Origin of the sequence: Trabulsiella odontotermitis (assembly GCF_001188485.1) — a bacterium.
GTDB lineage: Bacteria > Pseudomonadota > Gammaproteobacteria > Enterobacterales > Enterobacteriaceae > Trabulsiella > Trabulsiella odontotermitis_A.
In genome coordinates, this window is record NZ_JNGH01000124.1 from 25,277 (window position 1) to 44,428 (window position 19,152).

Genomic DNA, 19,152 nt, shown 5'->3' on the forward strand with positions numbered 1-19,152 from the left:
GGAGCTGCGTACGTGTCGCAACCCATCCTGGTGCTCGGCGCCAGTGGCTATATCGGCCAACATCTGGTGACTGAACTGAGCCAGCGCGGGTATACCGTGCGGGCGGCGGCACGTCGTATCGAACGGCTGGAGAAACGGCAACTGCCCGGCGTCAGCTGTCATTACGTCGATCTCAACTGGCCGAAAAATCTTCCCGAACTGTTAAATGGCGTGGAGACGCTCTACTACCTGGTGCACGGCATGGGCGAAGGGGGGGATTTTGTCGCTCATGAACGGCAGGTGGCGCTGAACGTGCGCGATGCGTTGCGTGAAACGCCGGTAAAACAGGTCATTTTTCTCAGCTCGCTACAGGCACCTGAAAGCGAGCAGTCGGAACACCTGCGCGCCCGGCAACTCACCGCCGACGTGCTGCGTGACGCAGGCTGTCCGGTGACGGAACTGCGGGCCGGGATCATCGTCGGCGCGGGATCTGCCGCCTTCGAGGTGATGCGCGACATGGTTTACAACCTGCCGGTACTGACGCCGCCGCGCTGGGTGCGCTCGCGCACCACGCCGATCGCGCTGGAAAACCTGCTCTACTATCTGGTGGAACTGTTAAACCACCCCGCTCCGGCGCACCGCGTTTTTGAAGCCGCCGGGCCGGAGGTGCTGAGTTATCAACAACAGTTTGCGCATTTCATGGACGTCAGCGGTCGCCACCGGCCGCTGATCCCCGTCCCCTTCCCCACCAGTTGGGTGTCGGTGTGGTTTCTGAATGTGATCACCTCCGTGCCGCCGACCATCGCCAAAGCGCTGATTCAGGGGCTGAAACACGATTTGTTAGCCGATGACGCCGCGCTGCGCGCCCTGATTCCACAACCGTTGATTCGCTTTGACGACGCGGTGCGTCGCACGCTGAAGGAAGAAGAGAAGCTAGTCAATTCCAGCGACTGGGGTTATGACCCGCAGGCGTTTGCCCGCTGGCGACCAGAGTATGGCTATTACGCCAAACAGGCGGGCTGCACCGTGCAGACCTCTGCCAGCCTGAGCGCGCTGTGGGAAGTGGTTAACCGCATCGGCGGCAAAGAGGGCTACTTCTTCGGCAATATTCTGTGGAAAATTCGCGCCAGTCTCGATCTGCTGGTCGGTCATAAGCTGGCAAAAGGCCGCCCTACCCACCCGTACCTGCAAACCGGCGACGCCGTGGACAGCTGGAAAGTGATCGTGGTCGAGCCGGAAAAACAGCTCACTCTGCTGTTTGGCATGAAAGCGCCGGGGCTCGGTCGCCTCAGCTTTACGCTCAGCGATAAAGGCACCCACCGCGAGCTGGACGTACGCGCTTGGTGGCACCCGCATGGCATGCCGGGGCTGTTTTACTGGTTGCTGATGATCCCCGCGCACCTGTTCATTTTCAGGGGCATGGCACGAACAATTGTGCGTTTTGCAGAACAAATCACAGTCAAAGACTTAAGATAGCAGCAGTTCTTTCATGTTTCCCATTGCATACTGCGGGATTTCACGGAAAAATGCGCACGAAATTCTTTTTTTATCATGTGGACGGATATGAAGGTTCTGGTCACCGGCGCCACCAGCGGTTTAGGCCGCAATGCGGTGGAATACCTGCGCAACAAAGGCATCAGCGTACGCGCCACGGGTCGCAACGAAGCGATGGGCAAGCTGCTGATGAAAATGGGTGCGGAGTTCGTCCATGCCGATCTTACCGAACTGGTCTCTTCTCAGGCCAAAGTGATGCTGGCGGGCGTCGATACGCTGTGGCATTGCTCAAGCTTTACTTCGCCCTGGGGCACGCAGCAGGCGTTCGATCTCGCTAACGTGCGCGCCACCCGCCGTCTGGGTGAATGGGCCGTGGCGTGGGGCGTGCGTAATTTTATTCATATCTCATCCCCGTCGCTCTATTTCGATTATCACCATCACCGGGATATTCAGGAAGCGTTTCGCCCGCACCGCTTTGCCAACGAATTCGCCCGCAGCAAGGCCGCCGGTGAAGACGTCATCCAGATGCTGGCGCAGGCCAACCCGAACACTCGCTTTACCGTTTTGCGCCCGCAAAGCCTGTTCGGGCCGCATGACAAAGTGTTTATCCCCCGTCTGGCGCAGATGATGCACCACTACGGCAGCGTGCTGCTGCCGCGTGGCGGCGAGGCGCTGNCGCACGCTGCGCAGCATTGTGCAAAAGCTCATCGACGAGCTGGGCATCACATGCCGCATCCGCTCGGTGCCCTACCCGATGCTGGACATGATCGCCCGCAGCATGGAGCACTTCGGCAATAAATCCGCCAAAGAACCTGCCCTGACGCACTATGGCGTCTCAAAGCTGAATTTTGATTTCACGCTCGACACCACCCGTGCGCAGGACGAACTGGGCTACCAGCCGGTGATCTCTGTGGATGAAGGGATTGTGCGCACCGCCGCCTGGCTGCGCGACCACGGGAAGCTGCACCGCTAGCGCCCGGCGGCACTCCGTTTGCACGGGCCTACACGCTACACCTGACAAAATCTCGGGGCTTTTAATTACCCGGCCATGAATTCCACGACATCATGCAGCAAGAGGATTGAGGCAGACTTTCTGCTGTCAGTTGCATCATACGAAAGTCAGCCATGGTCTCGTCGAGAGAGTCATACAACGCATCCAGATAGTCAGCGACAGACTGGCGCGGCATCTTCGGCATACTGGCAATCAAGCAGGATCTGCGGCAGTAACTCGCACCGTTCGGCAAGATCGATAAAGTCAGGATGACGGACGGTGAGTTCGCTATAGATCAGCAGAGTGAGAGGTCTTGTCATTGGTATATTCCACATGCAAAGTGAATAAACCACCGCCGGAAACGCCAGGTTCACTGGCGGTGGATGAACCGGAATTGGCGTACCAGTGCATGTGATAACTGGCGCTTCTTACGAAGCTCCCGGTCATCCACCATAAACATGAGGGAGTATACCCAGCTATCGCTAGAAATAAATTCTGGAAAGCGGCTCGCAATTTTTTTATAGCGGCTTGTTAAATATAAGAAAAACGCTTTTCGGCGCTCTGCATGGCTGCACAATTGCCGATGTGTGGATAGTCCGGCTGAAAATTGCCGACGCGTTTCCGTAAGACCGGGGAAGCCCACAGGGATGTGGGCTTAGGGCGCGCTTTACAGGGATGTTACCTCGCGCCCGACCCGATAGCCTGGAGGAATAAGCGGAGGGGACCGCGAAGCGGCAATTTTCCTGCCGGGAGCCGGGATTGTTAAGGGCGTGGCGGAGAACGCCCTTAACACGTTCACGGGCGCAGACCTGCCAGAGGAACGGTGAACTTGAGGTGAACGGAACCCTGTGCTCAGCGTCACATATGCCGTTAAGCTTCGCGATAATCTCACCCCTGCCCGTATTTCTCTAACAACGCTTCGGCGATCGCCTGACTTTCCGCATCCGCCGCGCCATCCCAGCGTGCCGGGCGGAAGTGCATCTGAAACGCCATAATCACCCGTTTCTGCTGCGCGTCAGTCATATCCGGCGTCACCTCATACCCGTAACGGGAAAGCAGATCGAGCAGCGAGGCGGTCTCTACCGGTTCGTACGGCGAACGCCCGTTGAGGTAAAACGCGACGCGGGCGGCATCCGGCCAGGCACCAATGCCCTGTTGCGCCAGTTGCCGCCAGGGGAACAGCGGACCGGGATCGTCCTTACGCTGCGGCGCGACGTCAGCATGTGCCACCACGTTGTTCGGGGCGATGTCATAGCGGGCGATAATCTCCTTCGCCAGCGGGATCAGCGCGCTTATTTGCCCCGGCGCGAACGGTGTAAAATGCTTCAGGCCAGCAGATTTCTGCCAGCCGTGGTTTTCCAGCTCAAGGCCAATTGAGGTGTCGTTAATGCGCGTGGCGCCACGCCAGAAGCTGATCCCCGCATGCCAGGCCAGTTTATCTTCCGGCACCAGCTGCCAGATGCGCGGTTTGCCGCGGTATACCGGCGGGTTTTCGGGGATCAGATAATGCGCGCTGACGTGTTTATCGGTCAACGTTGCCAGCGAAACGTCGAAATCATCGGCGGTATAGTGGATCACCAGCACCTTGATGCGTGGCAGCGCGACCTGCGCGGGGTAACGGGTATCCAGTTGATACCCGTCTTTGTCCACAATGCCCTGCTCACCGGCACAGCCCGCGAGCAGTACAGCCAACAGCAGTAAAAGGCGTTTCATCGACGGGTTTTGACCGCCGTCCCGCTGACGCTCACCATCAGCATACTGCCGTTCTGGCCGACCGTTTCGTAATCGATATCAATACCGACGATCGCATCCGCGCCCATCGATTTTGCCTGATCGCCCATCTCTTCGAAGGCGATTTCCCGCGCCTTGCGCAGCTCTTTTTCATAGGAGCCGGAGCGTCCGCCGACGATGTCGCGGATGCCGGCAAAGAAGTCGCGGAAGATGTTGGCACCCAGGATGGCCTCACCGGTGACCACGCCGCAGTATTCCACGATGGTTTGCCCTTCCAGGGTCGGTGTCGTTGAGAATTGCATTTCCAGGCTCCTTTGTTTAGGTTCAATGCGTTAGCTCAGATACGCAAACGCATTATCGGATCGATACGCTATGCTTGAAAAGATATTTACCACATTAGTTTATAAGGAAATCCTGATGCGCTATACAAAACTCGCTCTTCTGGCTCCCTGCGCGCTGTTGCTCAGCGCCTGCACCACCGTCACACCAGCATTTAAGGATATTGGCACCCGCAGCGGCCCGTGTGTTGACGGCGGGCCAGACGCGGTCGCTCAGCAATTTTACGACTACCGCATTCAGCACAACAATAACGATCTGACCGGTCTGCGTCCGTATCTCAGCGACAGCCTGGCAAAACTGCTGAACAATGCCAGCAGTAACCCTGACGATCGCGCCATTCTGCAGTCCGATCCGTTCTCCAGCAGCACCACGCTGCCGGAAAGCGCCGATGTCGCCAGCGCCTCCACCATTCCGAATACCGATGCACGAAACATTCCGCTGCGTGTCGACCTGAAACAAGGGACACAACGCTGGCAGGACGAGGTGCTGATGATCCGCGAAGGCCAGTGCTGGGCGGTGGATGACGTGCGCTATCTGGGGGCGAATGCCCACGCGCCAGCCGGTACGCTGCGCCAGGTGCTTGAAAAGCGCTAATTATGCCAGCTGCCGCCACGCGCTGAATGATAACCCCGATAAAATGTCTGGCATTCTGTGATGAATGCCGACATTTCTGCCTTCCGCCCTTTGCTTTCGCTATTTTGTGCTAAGTTTAGTAAGTAACGTGGTTTATATTTAAGTTTTAACGCATAAATATTGCATAACTATTCTGTCAACGTTACTATTTCCGGCCTCAATGTCTGCCCTTTCTGTAAGCATGAAGAGTATCGATGAGTATTAAATTAGACGGCATCAATTGCTTCTATGGCGCACATCAGGCGCTTTTTGACATTACGCTGGAGTGTCAACAGGGTGAAACTCTGGTACTGCTTGGCCCAAGCGGTGCAGGCAAAAGCTCTTTGCTACGCGTACTTAACCTTCTGGAGATGCCGCGTTCCGGCAAACTCTCCATTGAAGGCAACCATTTCGATTTTGCTAAAACCCCGTCCGACAAGGCTATCCGCGAGCTGCGGCAGAACGTCGGGATGGTGTTTCAGCAATACAACCTGTGGCCTCATCTGACCGTGCTGCAAAACCTGATTGAAGCGCCCTGCCGTGTGCTGGGGCTCAGTAAAGATCAGGCGCGTGAACGTGCGGGTAAGCTGCTGGAACGTCTGCGTCTTACGCCCTACAGCGATCGTTATCCGCTGCACCTTTCCGGCGGTCAGCAGCAGCGTGTGGCGATTGCCCGCGCGTTGATGATGGAGCCGCAGGTGTTGCTGTTTGATGAACCGACCGCGGCGCTGGATCCGGAAATCACCGCGCAAATCGTCAGTATCATTCGCGAACTGGCAGACACTAAAATTACCCAGGTGATCGTCACCCATGAAGTGGAAGTGGCGCGTAAAACCGCCAGTCGGGTGGTCTATATGGAAAACGGTCACATCATCGAGCAAGGTGACGCGCGCTGTTTCGCGGAACCGAAAACCGATGCCTTTAAAAACTACCTTTCACACTAAAGTTTTCGGGACAATGACAATGAAAAAAATACTGATTGCCGCGCTGCTTGCCAGCGTCAGCCTTTCTGCAACAGCAGCTCAGTCGATTCGTTTTGCGACGGAAGCTTCTTATCCTCCGTTTGAATCGATTGATGCGAATAACAAGATTGTCGGTTTTGACGTGGATCTGGCGAATGCGCTGTGTAAAGAGATCGACGCCACCTGTACCTTTACCAACCAGGCCTTTGACAGCCTGATCCCGAGCCTGAAATTCCGCCGCATCGACGCCGTCATGGCCGGTATGGATATCACCCCGGAGCGTGAGAAACAGGTACTGTTCACCACCCCTTACTACGACAACTCCGCGCTGTTTATCGGTCAGCAGGGTAAATTCACCGGCATCGATCAGTTGAAAGGGAAAAAAGTAGGCGTGCAGAACGGCACCACGCACCAGAAATTCATCATGGATAAACATCCGGAAATCACCACCGTACCTTACGACAGCTACCAGAACGCGAAACTGGATCTGCAAAACGGTCGTATCGATGCGGTCTTCGGTGATACCGCAGTGGTCACTGAATGGCTGAAAGCGAACCCGAAACTGGCGCCAGTGGGCGACAAAGTGACGGATAAAGACTACTTCGGCACCGGCCTCGGCATCGCCGTGCGTCAGGGCAATACCGAACTGCAGCAGAAATTTAACGCTGCGCTGGAAAAAGTGAAGAAAGATGGGACATACGAAACCATCTACAACAAATGGTTTCAGAAGTAATTCCTGAATGAACGAATTTTTTCCTTTAGCAAGCGCCGCCGGGATGACCGTCGGCCTTGCCCTTTGTGCACTGATCATCGGCCTTGTGCTGGCGATGTTCTTTGCGGTCTGGGAGTCTGCCAAATGGCGCCCGGTCGCATGGGCGGGGTCCGCGCTGGTGACCGTGCTACGCGGGCTGCCGGAAATTCTGGTGGTCCTGTTTATCTATTTTGGCTCCTCTCAGCTGCTGCTGATGCTCTCCGACGGCTTTACCCTGAACCTGGGCGTGGTGCAGATCCCGGTGCAGATGGCGATCGAAAACTTCGACGTCAGCCCGTTCCTGTGCGGCGTGATTGCGCTGTCGCTGCTCTATTCCGCCTATGCCTCGCAAACCCTGCGCGGTGCGCTGAAAGCGGTGCCAGTGGGCCAGTGGGAGTCGGGTCAGGCGCTGGGGCTGTCGAAAAGCGCGATCTTCTTCCGTCTGGTGATGCCGCAGATGTGGCGTCATGCGTTGCCGGGGCTGGGTAACCAGTGGCTGGTATTGCTGAAGGACACGGCGCTGGTGTCGCTTATCAGCGTGAACGACCTGATGCTGCAGACCAAGAGCATCGCGACGCGTACCCAGGAGCCGTTTACCTGGTATATCGTGGCGGCGGCTATTTATCTGGTGATCACCCTCTTCAGTCAGTACATTCTCAAACGCATTGACCTGCGTGCCACTCGCTTTGAACGGAGACCAGGCTGATGGTTGAGTATTTTCCTGAACTGCTGAAAGGGCTGCATACCAGCCTGACGCTGACCGTAGCGTCGCTGCTTGTCGCGTTGGTTCTGGCGCTGATTTTCACCGTCATCCTGACGCTGAAAACGCCGGTGCTGGTGTGGTTTGTCCGCGCCTACATCACGCTGTTTACCGGTACGCCGCTGCTGGTGCAGATCTTCCTGATTTACTACGGTCCGGGCCAGTTCCCGACGCTGCAGGAATATCCGGTTATCTGGCATCTGCTGTCGGAACCGTGGCTCTGCGCGCTGATTGCGCTGTCGCTCAACAGTGCGGCGTACACCACACAGCTTTTTTACGGTGCCGTCCGCGCCATCCCGGAAGGGCAATGGCAGTCCTGCGGCGCGCTGGGGATGAGCAAGAAAGACACGCTGGCGATTCTGTTGCCGTACGCGTTCAAACGCGCCCTCTCCTCCTACTCCAACGAGGTGGTGCTGATCTTCAAAAGTACCTCGCTGGCGTACACCATCACATTGATGGAAGTAATGGGTCACGGACAGTTGCTCTACGGGCGGACTTATGATGTTATGGTATTCGGCGCAGCGGGGGTGATTTACCTCATCGTCAACGGTCTGTTGACACTGATGATGCGTCTTATCGAACGCAAAGCACTGGCCTTTGAAACACGCAAATAACGTGCCGGTGTTTTTACCAGACATTGAATAGTTTTGTATCATCCAGACGGGCAAGTACCTTTACTTCCCGTCTTTTTTTATTCTTATAAAAATATTTACTCATGTTTATTGCATATAAATTCATTTTGTGACATCGTAAAGCCCTGCCTTACGGCACCACATCATAAGATTGACAGACGGGAGCTTTAGCATGAAAAAATTACTTCTGGCCGCAATGTTTGCCACCTTTGCCACTGGCGCAGTCGCCGCGGAAAAAATCAGCTTTGGCGTGTCCGCCACCTATCCACCTTTTGAATCGCTGGACGCCAGCAACCAGATTGTGGGTTTTGATATCGATCTGGCGAAGGCGCTGTGCAAGCAAATGCAGGCAGAATGCACCTTCACCAACCACGCCTTTGACAGCCTGATCCCGTCGCTGAAGTTTAAGAAATACGACGCGGTGATTTCAGGGATGGATATCACTCCGGAGCGTAGCAAACAGGTGACGTTTACCGATCCGTACTACGCCAACTCGGCGGTAGTGATTGCGAAGAAAGACGCCTATAAGACGTTCGACGATCTGAAAGGCAAGCGCATCGGCATGGAAAACGGCACCACGCATCAGAAGTATTTGCAGGATAAGCACCCGGAAGTGAAAACCGTCGCTTACGACAGCTACCAGAACGCGATTATCGATCTGAAAAACGGCCGTATTGACGGCGTATTTGGTGATACCGCGGTGGTTAACGAATGGCTGAAAACCAACCCGCAGCTGGGTACCGCGACAGAGAAAGTGACCGATCCGCAATACTTCGGCACCGGTCTTGGCATCGCGGTTCGCCCGGATAACAAGGCGCTGGTGGAGAAACTGAACGCCGCACTGAAAGCCATCAAAGCCGATGGCACCTATCAGAAAATCAACGACCAGTGGTTCCCGGGCTAAGACTTAAAAACCACATCAAGCCGGAGCAATCCGGCTTTTTTTATGCCTGATGCAGACGCACCGTCAGACCGCGCAGAAAATAGCGCAGGAACTGATCGCCGCACTCGCGGAAGTTTTTGTGTTCCGGGGCGCGCATCATGGCGGTGATTTCCGGCATTGATACGCGGAATTTTTGCTCGGTGAGGATCGCCAGAATATCGTCCGTTTTCAGGGAAAAGGCGATACGCAGCTTTTTCAGCACGATGTTGTTATTCAGCCGGCGTTCCAGCGCCAGCGGCGGCGCATCTTCATCACGCCCGCGTTTGTCGTAAATCAGACCATTCAGCAATGCGGACAACACGATGTCCGGGCAACGCTCAAACCCCTCTTCCTCTTCTTTGCGCAACCAGGGCGCAATCTGCGCTTCAGTCACGTCCGTTTCGCCGAGCGCCATGAGACGCACCAGACCCTGGTTGTTGGTTTTCAGGGTGTAGCGCAGGCTACGTAAAATGTCATTATTCAGCATGTTGCCTTCAGAAAATTAAGCGGTTGACCCGGCACGTACAGGCCGCCGGGTAAAAAAACGATGGCTGGAATCAGGCGCAAGCCGGTAGTGTAACCGCAACCGGGCTACAACCCAATCGCCTCTTTCAGGCTTTTCAGATAACGACGGCTGACCGGAACGGTTTGCCCGGCGCGCAGCAGCAGTTCCGCCTGACCGTTTTCCTCAAGGCGGATCTCTTTCAGGTGCGCCAGATTGACCAGATACTGACGGTGGCAGCGCACCAGCGGGGTACGGTTTTCCAGCGTGCGCAGGGTTAATTCGGTGAACCCTTCTTTGCCTTCGCTGCTGGTGACGAACACACCGCTCATCCGGCTGCTGACGAACGCCACATCTTCCATTTGCAGCAGGTAGATCCGGCTGTGTCCGCTGCAAGGGATGTATTTCAGCGCCTGCTGGTTTTCACCGAGCACGGAGACATCCTGCAGGTGACGCTCCTGGCGCAGGCGCGTCAGGGTCTTCTCCAGCCGCTTTGCTTCGATGGGCTTGAGCAGGTAATCAAACGCATGCTCTTCAAAAGCTTTTACCGCGTACTCATCGAAAGCAGTCAGAAAAACGATGTACGGCCGGTGTTCCGGGTCGAGCATGCCGACCATCTCCAGCCCGCTGATGCGCGGCATCTGGATGTCGAGAAACAGCACGTCCGGGCGAAGACGATGCACGGCGCCGATACCTTCGACCGCATTCGCACACTCGCCCACAATCTCAATATCGTTTTGTTCCTGTAGCAGAATGCGCAGATTCTCTCGTGCCAGGGGTTCATCATCGACAATCAGCACATTTAGCATGCAGTCTCCTCCAGGGGCAGTCGCAGAGTGATACGGGTAAAACGCTCCGGTTCACAAGTGACCGTAATGCCGCACTTGTCCCCGAAGCGGGCGCGAAGGCGTTTATCCACCAGATTCATGCCCAGCCCACTGGCGTTTTCTCTGGGTTGATACAGTCCGGCATTATCTTCGATATCCAGTTGCAGATACTGCCCGTGCTGGCTCGCCTGAATGGAGATCTCGCCCACGCCAAGATGTTGCGAGGTACCGTGTTTTATCGCGTTTTCCACGATGGGCTGCAGCGTAAACGCGGGCAACTGATGGTGCGACAGCGATTCCGGGACAAACAGCGTCACTTGCAGGCGGGACTGGAAACGCGCCTTTTCGATTTGCAGATAGGCGTTCACATGTTCTATCTCATCCGCCAGGGTCACCACTTCCGAGGGCCGCTTCAGGTTTTTACGGAAGAAGGTCGACAGGTACTGCACCAGTTGCCCCGCCTGATCGCTGTCGCGACGGATCACCGCCATCAGCGTATTCAGCGCGTTAAACAAAAAGTGTGGATTCACCTGCGCGTGCAGCAATTTGATTTCCGACTGGGTCAGCAATGCCTTTTGCCGCTCGTACTGCCCGGCGAGGATTTGCGCCGACAGCAGCTGCGCGATCCCCTCGCCCAGCGTGCGGTTAATCGAACTGAACAGGCGGTTTTTCGCTTCATAGAGCTTAATGGTGCCGATAACGCGCTGATTCTCACCACGTAAGGGAATGACCAGCGTCGAGCCGAGCTTGCAGTTCGGGTGAATCGAGCAGCGATACGGCACTTCATTGCCGTCGGCATATACCACGTCGCCGGTATCAATCGCTTTTTGCGTGTATGACGACGAAATGGGTTTGCCCGGCAGATGGTGGTCGTCGCCAATGCCGGTGAAGGCCAGCAGCTTATCGCGGTCGGTGATCGCTACCGCGCCGATATCCAGCTCCTGAATCAGCACCTGCGCCACCTTCATGCTGTTTTCTTCGTTAAAGCCCTGGCGCAAAATCCCTTCCGTCGAGGCTGCGACTTTCAGCGCGGTGGCGGAAAACGCCGAGGTGTATTTTTCGAACATCGCCCGCTTGTCGAGCAGAATGCGCATGAACAGTGCCGCGCCCACGGTATTAGTGACCATCATCGGCGCGGCAATGCTTTGCACCAGATGCAGCGCATCGTTAAATGGCCGCGCAATCAGCAGGATGATGATCATTTGCACCAGTTCAGCAAAACAGGTGATGGCACCTGCGGTGATCGGGCTGAACACTTTGTCCGGGCGGCCACGGCGAATCAACACGCTGTGTACCAGACCGCCCAGCAGCCCTTCGACAATGGTCGAAATCATGCAGCTCAGCGCCGTCATACCCCCCATCGAATAGCGGTGCAGCCCACCGGTCAGGCCGACCAGACCGCCCACCACCGGGCCGCCTAACAGGCCCCCCATCACGGCACCGATGGCGCGGGTGTTAGCGATAGAGTCTTCGATATGCAGACCAAAGTAGGTCCCCATAATGCAGAAAATGGAGAACGTAACGTAACAGAGGAGTTTGTGCGGCAGGCGCACAGTAACCTGCATCAGCGGAATAAAGAGCCGGGTTTTGCTCATCAGCCAGGCGATGACCAGAAACACACACATCTGCTGAAGCAGCAGCAACACCAGATTAAACTCGTACATACCCGACCTAAGCCATACAACGCCTGAATGTGCGTAATCTACCCTGCGGCTATAAAACTTTCTTTGAAGCGAGGCATAAAAACGAAAAAACGCGGCTAAGATCACGCTTTCGTTACGCTTTTTTCACCCGTTTCGGCTGAGCACTGAACAAAAAACAAACAAATTTTCCTGGTTCGGGATTTAGTGACTACAGTTAAACTGGGAAGTTAGTGGCAAAGGTGAAAACATGGCGCTTTACAGCATCGGTGAAGTAGCTCTGCTTTGTGACATCAATCCTGTAACGTTACGCGCCTGGCAGCGCCGCTATGGATTGCTAAAACCACAACGCACGGACGGCGGACACCGCTTATTTAATGAAGAAGACATCGACCGTATTCGGGAAATCCAGCGCTGGATAGACACCGGCGTGCAGGTCGGTAAAGTCAAATCGCTGTTATCTGAAAAGACCAGCGCGCAGCAGACCGGCTGGCTGGAGCAGCAGGAGATCCTGCTCAGCTACCTGCAAAACGGCAACCTGAACCGACTGCGCATGTGGATCAAAGAGCGCGGGCGCGACTACCCCGCGCAAACGCTGGTGACCTATCTGTTCATTCCGCTCCGCCGACGCCTGCAATGCCAGCAAGCCACGCTGCATATGTTGCTGAGCATGCTCGACGGCATCTTAATCAACCATATTTCGCATTGTTTATTGAGCGGACACCGCAAAGCCGGAAAAGAGGCGCTGGTGGTCGGCTGGAATATTCATGATACCACCCGTCTGTGGCTTGAAGGCTGGATGGCCTCAGAGCAGGGCTGGCGGGTAGATATACTTGCCCACTCGCTGACCCAGCTGCGGCCGGAAATTTTTGAAGGCAAAACGCTGCTGGTCTGGTGCGGAGAGTCGCCATCGTCCTTGCAGACACAACAACTTGCACGCTGGCGGGACGCGGGTTACGAGGTGGTCTCCCTCGGCGCGTAGCGTTACGTCGAGGCATTCATTTAATAACAAAGGCGTTTCATAGTAGAATAACGGCGTTAACACAGGAGCCTGCTATGAAACCCGCAAAAATCGCTGTTATTACTCTCTTCGCGCTGATGGCTATCGGCGGCATCAGTGGTGTGATGCTCGCGGGATATTCGTTTATTGTTCGTGGCGGTGTCGGCTGAGCCAGCGGTTCAGCCGCTCAAACCCACGGTCAACAATAATCGCCGCCAGCGCCACCAGAACCGCCCCCTGCAACACATAAGCCGTATTAAAGCCGCTCAGCCCGATGATGATCGGCGTACCGAGCGTGTTTGCCCCTACCGTTGACGCGATAGCCGCCGTGCCGATGTTAATAATGACCGAGGTGCGGANGGAAAGGTCTGCCCCATCGCCGCAATGGTTTCCACCAGCGTACGGAATTCACGCCCCGCCGGACGCGTTACCAGTATGCCTGCGCCAACGCCCAGCACGACCGCCGCCAGGCTCGACACCCCCACCAGCCAGAAATGCGCCAGCGTCAGCGTCAGGAAGCTCTCCTGTTGATAGAGCGGGCGCGGCAATTGAGGGAACAGCGCCTGAAACAGCGGGCCACTGTGCGGCAGCAGCCACAGCAACGCGACAAACAGCGCAATCAGCCACAGCAGCGGGTCACGAAACCGTTGCACCGTTTTCCTCCTCACGCAGCAGATCGGCAAAATGCAGCACGCCGCATGGCGCGCCCTGCGCATCAACCACCGGCAGACTGAGCCGCTGCTGCGCCACAAACGCCGACAGCGCCTCGCGCANNATCGCCTCCTGCAGCGGTTCGCCTTCAGCCTGTTCATCATGGCGCAGATAATGCCGGACTTCGCGCAGCGACAGCAGCCGCACGCCCAGCTCGCTGCTGCCGAAAAAGGTGCGTACAAAGTCGTTGTGCGGATGGCTTAAGATCTCCAGCGGCGTGCCCTGCTGGATCACTTCGCCGCTGTCCATCAACACCAGGTGATCGGCGAGGCGCAGCGCTTCGTCGATGTCATGGGTGACCAGCACAATGGTTCGTCCGAGCAGCCGATGTATACGGCTCATCTCCTGTTGCAGCGCGGTACGGGTTACCGGATCAAGCGCGCCAAAGGGTTCGTCCATCAGCAGCACTTCCGGGTTCGCCGCCAGCGCCCGCGCCACGCCGACGCGCTGCTGCTGGCCGCCCGACAGCTGATGTGGATAACGCTCACGCAACGCAGGCTCAAGGCCGAGCAACGCCATCAGTTCCTCAATACGCTGGTCGATTTTGCCGCGCGACCATTTCTGCAGTTGCGGCACGGTAGCGATGTTCTGCGCCACCGTCCAGTGCGGAAAGAGCCCGATCGACTGAATGGCGTACCCCATTCGCCGACGCATTTCGAGTACCGGTTGCTGACGGATTTCTTCCCCGGCAAAACGAATGATGCCGCTGTCGTGCTCCACCAGCCGGTTGATCATTTTCAGGNCGTGGATTTCCCCGAGCCGGAAGTGCCCACCAGCACCGAGAACGCCCCTTCCCGCAGGTTCAGCGAGAGATCTTTTACCGCCTCCAGCCCTGAGAAGCTTTTGCTCACATGCTCAAATTCAATCATTTCGCTCCCCTTTCAGCAGGGCAATCCACAGGCCAAACAGCGCATCCAGCACGACGGCCAGCACAATCGTTGGGATCACCCCTAACAGGACAAGATCCAGCGCACTGCTCAGCAGCCCCTGAAACACCAGCGCACCAAAACCGCCCGCGCCGATGAGGGCGGCAATCACCGCTATGCCCACCGTTTGCACCACCACCACCCGCAGGCTTACCGGCAATACCGATTTTCGCCAGCGTCGGGAACTGTTGCACCAGCCCGGCCAGCGGCGCAATCAGCAGGCCAAACAGCGCCACCGAAGGGATGGTCTGAATAATGTTCAGGGTGGTAAACACAGAGGTCTGGCGTGAATCATGGCGGTAACACCACAGCCCGAGCGGAATGCCGATTGCCAGCCCCGGCAGCAGCGTGCCGAACAGCAGCGTCAGGTGCTGCATCAGCGCATCGTTAAACACGTCCTGGCGGTTGCTGTACTCCTTCAGCAGCGAAAGATTGTCCAGTTTCCCCAGCCACAGCAGTACGCAGGGAATAATCCAGATCTGCGCGTTGAGCAGCCAGCGCCAGGCGGAACGCGTGGTCAACCGCCGCGCCGTGTCGCTGCAAATCAGCAACGACAGCGCCAGCCACAGCCATAAACCGCTACCNGCCAGCGGGCTTTCGCTGGTGGCCAGCAACGTGGCGGCCTGTCCGGCTGACCAGAACAAGGTGATGAACGCGAGTTGCGCGAGAATGAACGTGGCCCATAGCGGGAACCTGCCAGGCAGCAGACTAAGCACAACAAAGGCCACAGGCAACGCCAGCAGCCAGTAAGAAGAGAACGTGCCAATCTGCCACAGTTGCCGCCCCTCGCCCGACATCAGCCGGTTGGGTGCGTAGTTGATAAAGGGAAGCATCGCTGCCGCCAGTGCAATCAGCACCAGCAGCAGCACGACCCGGTTATGACATTGAATCGACACGGTTCCGTTATTTCACCAGTCCTTTTTGTTTCAGGTAATCAGCCGCCACTTTTTTGGCATCCAGCCCTTCCACGGCAATGCTGGCATTCAGCTGTTGCAGCGTTTTTTCATCGAGGCTGGCGAACACCGGTTTCAGCCATTCGTCCAGTTGCGGATACGCTTTCAGCACCGCTTCTCTGACCACCGGCGTTGGCGCGTAAATAGGCTGTACACCTTTCGGATCGCTCAGGGTCTGTAACCCGAGTGCGGCTACCGGGCCGTCGGTACCGTAGGCCATCGCGGCGTTGACACCAGATGTTTGCTGCGCCGCGGCTTTGATGGTCACGGCGGTATCGCCCCCGGCCAGCGACAGCAGCTGATCCTGATTCAGTTTGAAATCATAGGCTTTTTCGAACGCGGGCAGCGCATCCGTTCGCTCGATAAATTCTGCCGATGCCGCCAGCTTAAATTTACCGCCCTCTTTCAGATAACGACTGAGATCCGCCAGGGAAGTCAGTTTGTTTTCCTTCGCCAGATCCTGACGGACGGCGATAGTCCAGGTATTGTTGGCAGGCGCAGGCGTCAGCCAGACCAGCTTGTTCTGCTCCGCGTCCAGTTTTTTGACTTTTTCATAGCCCTGTTGGGCATTTTTCCACGCCGGATCGTTTTCCTCTTTGAAGAAAAACGCGCCGTTGCCGGTATATTCCGGGTAGATATCCAGCGCGCCAGAGGTGATGGCGCCCCGCACTACCGGCGTGGTACCGAGCTGTACTTTATTGACCGTTTTGACGCCGTGGCTTTCCAGCACCTGCAAAATGATATTGCCGAGCAGCGCGCCTTCGGTATCAATTTTCGATCCGACTTTGACCGGCTCCGCGGCCTGAAGCGGCAGACTGAATGCCGCCGCGAGTGCCACCGTCGCCGCCCACCCCTTTGTCATTGTCATGCGTTATTCCTCGTGTTTTATGCTCTTTTTCATAGCCTTGAATGAAAAGCGTAGACGAAAACGGTCCGTTTAACCGGAGAATGCGTGATTATCTGTACCGCCGGTCTGGCGGGGAAANNCCTGTTTCACCCGAGCAGAATCGACACCGATAAAGACGTTGAACTTGCCGGGCTCTGCGTCATATTTCATCCGCTGGTTCCAGAATTTCAGCGCTTCTACGTCAATCGGGAAGCTCACGGTCTGGGTTTCGCCGGGTTTGAGGTTCACTTTCTCAAAGCCGCGCAGCTGTTTGACCGGGCGGCTCATCGAGGCGGTGACGTCCTGCAGGTACATCTGAATCACCGTCGCCCCTTCGCGCTTGCCGATGTTGGTGACGTCCACGCTGGCGGTGACTTTGCCGTTGCGCTGCATCGACGGCGCCGACATTTTCACATCGGAGACGGTGAAGGTGGTGTAGCTCAGGCCATAACCAAACGGGTAGAGCGGCCCGTTGGCTTCGTCAAAGTAGCGCGAGGTGTATTTGTTCGGTTTTTCCGGATTATACGGACGACCGGTGTTGAGATGGCTGTAATACACCGGGATCTGCCCCACCGAGCGCGGGAAGGACATCGGCAGCTTGCCGGACGGGTTGTAGTCGCCAAACAGCACATCGGCGATGGCGTTTCCGCCTTCCGTCCCGGCAAACCAGGTTTCCAGAATCGCATCGGCCTGCTGATCTTCTTTCACCAGCGCCAGCGGACGACCGTTCATCAGCACCAGCACCAGCGGTTTACCGGTGGCTTTCAGCGCGGCAATCAGGTCGCGCTGGCTCTGCGGAATGGTGATATCAGTGCGGCTGGAGGCTTCGTGCGCCATCCCCTGCGCTTCACCCACCACAGCGACCACCACGTCAGACTGCTTCGCCGCGGTCACGGCCTCGTCAATCATCGCCTGCGGCGTGCGCGGATCAACCACCACGGCAGGCTCATACTGATTGAGGAAATCAACAATGCCTTTGTCGCTGGTGACGTTCGCCCCTTTGGCGTAGATCACTTTACCCTGCGTACCCACCGCGTTGCGGATCCCGGTCAGCAGCGTGACGGACTGATCGGCCACCCCGGCGGCAGACCAACTGCCCATCATGTCGCGCTTGCTGTCGGCCAGCGGGCCAACCACCGCAACGGTGTCAGTCTTCTTCAGCGGCAGCGTGTCGAGGCGGTTTTTCAACAGCACCAGACTTTCACGCGCCACGTCACGGGCTTCTTTACGATGCAGGCGGCTTTCGGCGTTGGTGTCTTTCGGGTCCGAATCTTTCGGCCCCAGATGGCTGTACGGATCGTTAAACAGCCCCATGTCGTATTTCACGTTCAGCACGTGACGGGTTGCGTCGTCCAGTTCCGCCATGGTGACTTTGCCCGACTTCACCAGCTCCGGCAGGTATTTGCTGTAATACTCGTCGCTCATGCTCATGTTGATGCCGGACTTGAGCGCCACGCGCACTGCATCTTCCGGGTCAGAAGCCGTACCGTGTTTGATCAGCTCTTTAATCGCTCCGTGGTCGGAAATGGTGATGCCCTTGAAGCCCCACTCGTCGCGCAGCAGATCTTTCAGCAGCCATGAATCTGACGACGCCGGAGTGCCATTCAGCGAGTTCAGAGCCACCATCACCCCGCCGCTGCCCGCATCCAGCGCCGCTTTGTACGGCGGCATATAGTCGTTGAACAGGCGCTGTGAGCTCATGTCGACGGTATTGTATTCTTTACCGCCCTCCACGGCGCCGTAGGCCGCGAAGTGTTTGACGCTGGTCATCACCGAGTAGCGGTCCGCCGGGCTTTTACCCTGCATCGATTCCACCATGGTTTTCCCCATGATGGCGGTCAGGTAGGTATCTTCACCGAAGCCTTCCGAGACGCGCCCCCAGCGCGGATCGCGGGAGACGTCGACCATCGGTGCCCATGTCATGTTCAGACCGTCGTCCGCGGCTTCATACGCCGAAACACGGCCCACGGTTTTCACCGCATCGAGGTTAAAAGAAGAGGCAAGGCCGAGGCTGTTCGGAAACACGGTGCGCTGACCGTGGATCACATCGTAGGCAAAGAACAGCGGAATTTTCAGGCGGCTAAGTTCCATCACCTGATCCTGCATCGCACGGATGTCCGGGCGGGTGACGGTATTGAAAATAGCGCCCACCTGCCCCGCTTTGATCATCTCCCGAATCGCCTCTTTCGGGTTATCCGGGCCAACGCTGATAAGACGCAGTTGACCGATTTTTTCATCCACGGTCATTTTCTTGAGCAGCTCCGTGACAAACGCATCCCGGGCTTCGGGCGTCAACGGATGGTTACCGAACAGGTCGTCAGCCAGCGCCGGTTGCAGCGCCAGGCTAACCGCAACGCCTACAGAACATAGCCATTTCATGTGATGTTTTTACTCTCTATTTCGGGCCGGGTAACCCGGCAAAAGCACTTAAAAAACCGCTGGTTGCCATAAGCCTAAACGGGAGATAAGAATAATGCTAAGGTTATTCTCTGATTTTTCTACCGCATTCGCGGATCTAATTGTCATACAAAGCG

Annotated in this window: 17 protein-coding genes and 4 pseudogenes; 10 read left to right on the forward strand and 11 right to left on the reverse strand. The window is 56.7% G+C overall.

Going from position 1 to position 19,152, the window contains the following annotated elements; genetic code table 11:
* The first annotated feature begins 12 nt into the window (after positions 1–12).
* A complete protein-coding gene (locus GM30_RS22465) occupies positions 13–1,455 on the forward strand; it encodes an SDR family oxidoreductase (protein WP_049850404.1) in 1,443 nt (480 codons plus the stop codon).
* Between the two features lie 87 nt (positions 1,456–1,542).
* A pseudogene (locus GM30_RS22470) lies at positions 1,543–2,446 on the forward strand (NAD-dependent epimerase/dehydratase family protein).
* Between the two features lie 191 nt (positions 2,447–2,637).
* On the opposite strand, the gene GM30_RS26485 reads toward GM30_RS22470, so the two are convergent.
* The 3 genes from GM30_RS26485 to GM30_RS22480 form a co-directional block, all read right to left on the reverse strand.
* Positions 2,638–2,784, reverse strand: coding sequence for a hypothetical protein (locus GM30_RS26485; RefSeq protein WP_155484037.1), 147 nt, complete (start codon positions 2,782–2,784; stop codon positions 2,638–2,640).
* 568 nt (positions 2,785–3,352) lie between these two features.
* Positions 3,353–4,177, reverse strand: a complete 825-nt coding sequence (locus GM30_RS22475) for an N-acetylmuramoyl-L-alanine amidase (RefSeq protein ID WP_049850405.1) — start codon at positions 4,175–4,177, stop codon at positions 3,353–3,355.
* Positions 4,174–4,497, reverse strand: coding sequence for a heavy metal-binding domain-containing protein (locus tag GM30_RS22480; RefSeq protein ID WP_038154748.1), 324 nt, complete (start codon positions 4,495–4,497; stop codon positions 4,174–4,176). The genes GM30_RS22475 and GM30_RS22480 overlap by 4 nt, the downstream gene beginning before the upstream one ends.
* 115 nt (positions 4,498–4,612) lie before the next feature.
* On the opposite strand from GM30_RS22480, the gene GM30_RS22485 reads away from it, so the two are divergent.
* The 6 genes from GM30_RS22485 to artJ all read left to right on the forward strand — a co-directional run bounded on the left by GM30_RS22485 (position 4,613) and on the right by artJ (position 9,155).
* Positions 4,613–5,128 (forward strand): lipoprotein, encoded by a 516-nt coding sequence (locus tag GM30_RS22485; RefSeq protein ID WP_049850406.1) that lies wholly within the window; start codon positions 4,613–4,615, stop codon positions 5,126–5,128.
* A gap of 233 nt (positions 5,129–5,361) precedes the next feature.
* Positions 5,362–6,090, forward strand: a complete 729-nt coding sequence (gene artP / locus GM30_RS22490; RefSeq protein ID WP_049850407.1) for an arginine ABC transporter ATP-binding protein ArtP — start codon at positions 5,362–5,364, stop codon at positions 6,088–6,090.
* Between the two features lie 19 nt (positions 6,091–6,109).
* Positions 6,110–6,841 (forward strand): arginine ABC transporter substrate-binding protein ArtI, encoded by a 732-nt coding sequence (gene artI / locus GM30_RS22495; RefSeq protein WP_049850408.1) that lies wholly within the window; start codon positions 6,110–6,112, stop codon positions 6,839–6,841.
* Positions 6,842–6,848: 7 nt separating this feature from the next.
* Positions 6,849–7,565, forward strand: coding sequence for an arginine ABC transporter permease ArtQ (gene artQ, locus GM30_RS22500; RefSeq protein ID WP_049850409.1), 717 nt, complete (start codon positions 6,849–6,851; stop codon positions 7,563–7,565).
* On the forward strand, positions 7,565–8,233 hold the full coding sequence (gene artM, locus GM30_RS22505; RefSeq protein ID WP_049850410.1) for an arginine ABC transporter permease ArtM: 669 nt from the start codon (positions 7,565–7,567) through the stop codon (positions 8,231–8,233). The genes artQ and artM overlap by 1 nt, the downstream gene beginning before the upstream one ends.
* A gap of 190 nt (positions 8,234–8,423) precedes the next feature.
* The gene (gene artJ / locus GM30_RS22510) at positions 8,424–9,155 is read left to right on the forward strand and encodes an arginine ABC transporter substrate-binding protein ArtJ (RefSeq protein ID WP_049850411.1); all 732 of its coding nucleotides are present in this window, start codon (positions 8,424–8,426) and stop codon (positions 9,153–9,155) included.
* Between the two features lie 40 nt (positions 9,156–9,195).
* Here artJ and GM30_RS22515 read toward each other — a convergent pair whose 3' ends face one another.
* The 3 genes from GM30_RS22515 to GM30_RS22525 form a co-directional block, all read right to left on the reverse strand.
* Positions 9,196–9,660 (reverse strand): YehS family protein, encoded by a 465-nt coding sequence (locus GM30_RS22515; RefSeq protein ID WP_049850412.1) that lies wholly within the window; start codon positions 9,658–9,660, stop codon positions 9,196–9,198.
* Between the two features lie 104 nt (positions 9,661–9,764).
* Positions 9,765–10,484 carry a two-component system response regulator BtsR gene (gene btsR / locus GM30_RS22520; RefSeq protein WP_049850413.1) on the reverse strand — a complete coding sequence of 240 codons (720 nt, stop codon included), beginning with the start codon at positions 10,482–10,484 and terminating at the stop codon, positions 9,765–9,767.
* Positions 10,478–12,166: a sensor histidine kinase gene (locus tag GM30_RS22525; RefSeq protein WP_049850414.1), complete on the reverse strand. Its 1,689-nt coding sequence runs from the start codon at positions 12,164–12,166 to the stop codon at positions 10,478–10,480. The genes btsR and GM30_RS22525 overlap by 7 nt, the downstream gene beginning before the upstream one ends.
* 226 nt (positions 12,167–12,392) lie before the next feature.
* Here GM30_RS22525 and mlrA point away from each other — a divergent pair, with 226 nt between their 5' ends.
* Together mlrA and GM30_RS25255 are read left to right on the forward strand one after the other, a co-directional pair.
* Positions 12,393–13,124: an HTH-type transcriptional regulator MlrA gene (gene mlrA / locus GM30_RS22530; protein WP_049850415.1), complete on the forward strand. Its 732-nt coding sequence runs from the start codon at positions 12,393–12,395 to the stop codon at positions 13,122–13,124.
* Between the two features lie 74 nt (positions 13,125–13,198).
* Positions 13,199–13,312, forward strand: coding sequence for a protein YohO (locus GM30_RS25255; RefSeq protein WP_072091900.1), 114 nt, complete (start codon positions 13,199–13,201; stop codon positions 13,310–13,312).
* Here GM30_RS25255 and GM30_RS22535 read toward each other — a convergent pair.
* The 5 genes and pseudogenes from GM30_RS22535 to bglX form a co-directional block, all read right to left on the reverse strand.
* A pseudogene (locus GM30_RS22535) lies at positions 13,287–13,795 on the reverse strand (hypothetical protein). The gene GM30_RS25255 and the pseudogene GM30_RS22535 overlap by 26 nt on opposite strands.
* Positions 13,779–14,722 (reverse strand): annotated as a pseudogene (locus tag GM30_RS22540) (ABC transporter ATP-binding protein). Before GM30_RS22540 ends, GM30_RS22535 begins: the two co-directional pseudogenes overlap by 17 nt.
* A pseudogene (locus GM30_RS22545) lies at positions 14,715–15,675 on the reverse strand (ABC transporter permease). Before GM30_RS22545 ends, GM30_RS22540 begins: the two co-directional pseudogenes overlap by 8 nt.
* Before the next feature lie 7 nt (positions 15,676–15,682).
* A complete protein-coding gene (gene osmF, locus GM30_RS22550) occupies positions 15,683–16,600 on the reverse strand; it encodes a glycine betaine ABC transporter substrate-binding protein OsmF (protein WP_049850416.1) in 918 nt (305 codons plus the stop codon).
* A 69-nt stretch (positions 16,601–16,669) separates the two neighbouring features.
* Positions 16,670–18,997: a beta-glucosidase BglX gene (gene bglX, locus GM30_RS22555; protein ID WP_049850417.1), complete on the reverse strand. Its 2,328-nt coding sequence runs from the start codon at positions 18,995–18,997 to the stop codon at positions 16,670–16,672.
* Between the last annotated feature and the right edge of the window lie 155 nt (positions 18,998–19,152).